Origin of the sequence: Kitasatospora sp. NPDC057512, assembly GCF_042802135.1 — a bacterium.
GTDB lineage: Bacteria > Actinomycetota > Actinomycetes > Streptomycetales > Streptomycetaceae > Kitasatospora.
In genome coordinates this window covers 1-2,086 of sequence record NZ_JBHVET010001072.1, presented here as the reverse complement: position 1 = coordinate 2,086, position 2,086 = coordinate 1, and the positions used below count along the sequence as shown (strand labels likewise).

Annotated in this window: 2 protein-coding genes; both read left to right on the top strand. The window is 72.3% G+C overall.

Annotation, left to right across the window (positions count from 1 at the left end):
• The first annotated feature begins 109 nt into the window (after nt 1-109).
• Nucleotides 110-1,573 carry an MFS transporter gene (locus ACFU6K_RS37705; protein WP_380670976.1) on the top strand — a complete coding sequence of 488 codons (1,464 nt, stop codon included), beginning with the start codon at nt 110-112 and terminating at the stop codon, nt 1,571-1,573.
• A complete protein-coding gene (locus ACFU6K_RS37700) occupies nt 1,573-2,025 on the top strand; it encodes a MarR family winged helix-turn-helix transcriptional regulator (protein ID WP_380670974.1) in 453 nt (150 codons plus the stop codon). Before ACFU6K_RS37705 ends, ACFU6K_RS37700 begins: the two co-directional genes overlap by 1 nt.
• The last annotated feature ends 61 nt before the right edge of the window (nt 2,026-2,086 follow it).

Below are 2,086 nucleotides of genomic sequence, written 5' to 3'. Positions count from 1 at the left end.
GCCGAGGAGATCGGCGGGGCGCGGCCGTTTTGCGCGGTGGAGCCGTTCCCCGTGTTAGTTGTATGCTCACAATGATTACAACAACACAAATAATCATGGAGCGTTCGTCATGCCCGATGCCGCTCGACCGCGGCCCTGGCTCGTGCTCGCCATCTGCTGCATGAGCCTGCTGATCGTCAGCCTCGACAACACCATCCTGAACGTGGCCCTGCCCGCGATCCGTCGCGACCTGGACACCTCGGTGTCCGGACTGCAGTGGACGGTCGACGCCTACACCCTGGTGCTGGCGAGCCTGCTGATGCTCGCCGGATCGACCGCCGACCGGATCGGCCGCCGTCGGGTCTTCCGGATCGGGCTGGTGGTGTTCACCGGGGCCTCCCTGCTGTGCAGCCTGGCCCCCGGACTCGGCTGGCTGATCGCCGCGCGGATGCTCCAGGCGGTCGGCGGATCGATGCTGAACCCCGTCGCCATGTCGATCATCAGCAACACCTTCACCGACTCCCGCCAGCGCGCCCGCGCGATCGGCGTCTGGAGCGGCGTGGTGGGCATCAGCATGGCCGCCGGGCCGATCATCGGCGGGGCGCTGGTGGAGTCGGCCGGCTGGCGGGCGATCTTCTGGATCAACGTCCCGATCGGCCTGGCCGCGCTCTTCCTCACCACCCGTTACGTACCGGAGTCGCGGGCGGCCCGCACCCGCCGGGTGGACCCGGTCGGCCAGCTGCTGGTGGTCGTGCTTCTCGCCGCCCTCACCTACGCGATCATCGAGTCGCCGGAGCGCGGCTGGACCTCGCCCGTGGTGCTCGGCTGCACGGCGGCCGCGCTGGGCGCCCTGCTGGGCCTGCTGTGGTACGAACCCCGGCGCACCGACCCGCTGATCGACCTGCGGTTCTTCCGCTCCGCGCCCTTCTCGGGCGCCACCGTGATCGCGGTCGCCGCCTTCGCGGGCCTCGGCGGCTTCCTCTTCCTCAGCTCGCTGTACCTCCAGGACGTCCGGGGGCTCGACCCGCTGCACGCCGGGCTGTTCATGCTGCCGATGGCGGTCATGTCGCTGCTCACCGCGCCGCTGTCCGGCCGGATGGTCGCCGGCAGGGGGCCGCGTACCCCGCTGCTGCTGGCCGGGACGGCGCTGACCGCGAGCGCCGTGCTCCAGGCGGTCGGCTACTCCGCTCACCTGTCGACCGGGCTGCTGGTCCTCGCCTTCCTGCTCTTCGGCACCGGATTCGGCCTGGTCAACGCCCCGATCACGAACACCGCCGTCTCCGGGATGCCCCGCTCGCAGGCCGGGGTGGCGGCGGCCGTGGCCTCCACCAGCCGTCAGGTCGGCCAGTCCCTGGGCGTCGCGGTGACCGGTGCCCTGATGGCCGGGGCGGCCCTGTCGGACCCGGCGGCCTTCACCGGGGCGGCGCGGACGGCGTGGTGGATCATCGCCGGCTGCGGGGCCGCCGTCCTGGTCGCCGGTACGCTCACTTCCGGCCGCTGGGCCCGGGCGACGGCCGAACGCGCGGCGCAGCGGCTCGCTGCCGAGGAGGCGGCCGAGGAATCCGAGCGGACGAAGGGGACGGTGGACGCCTGATGGAGCGCCTGGACAGCGGCGGGCACCCGGAGGGGAGCGGGGTCGAGGCCGCAACGGCGGCCCGGGTCTGGCAGGGGATGAACGCCCTCGTGCTGGAACGTTACAACCGCCGCAAGAGCGTCGCCGAAGCCCTCGGCATGAGCTTCAGCCGGGTCAGGGCGCTGCGCCGGCTCGCCGCCGGCCCGATCACCCTGCGGGAGCTGGCCGAGCGGCTGGCCGCCGACCCGCCGTACACCAGCGTCATCGTGGACGACCTGGTGCGGCGCGGCCTCGCCGAGCGCATCGCCAACCCGGTCGACCGGCGGTCCAAGCTGGTCCACCTCACCGAGGAGGGCGAGGCGAAGGCCGCGATCGCCACCGGGATCCTCACCACCCCGCCGGACGCGCTGCTCGCGCTGCCGCCGGAGGACATCCGGGTGCTCGACCGGGTGGTGGCGAAGCTCCTGGGCTGAGCCGCCCGCGCCGTGTCTTTTGTCTTTTAGCGCGCGCGGGGGAAGGGTGTTTACCGTTTAT

Coding starts and splice junctions, on each gene's coding strand:
- ACFU6K_RS37705 (WP_380670976.1), top strand. CDS start 110: ATGCCCGATGCCGCTCGACCGCGGCCCTGGCTCGTGCTCGCCATCTGC.
- ACFU6K_RS37700 (WP_380670974.1), top strand. CDS start 1,573: ATGGAGCGCCTGGACAGCGGCGGGCACCCGGAGGGGAGCGGGGTCGAG.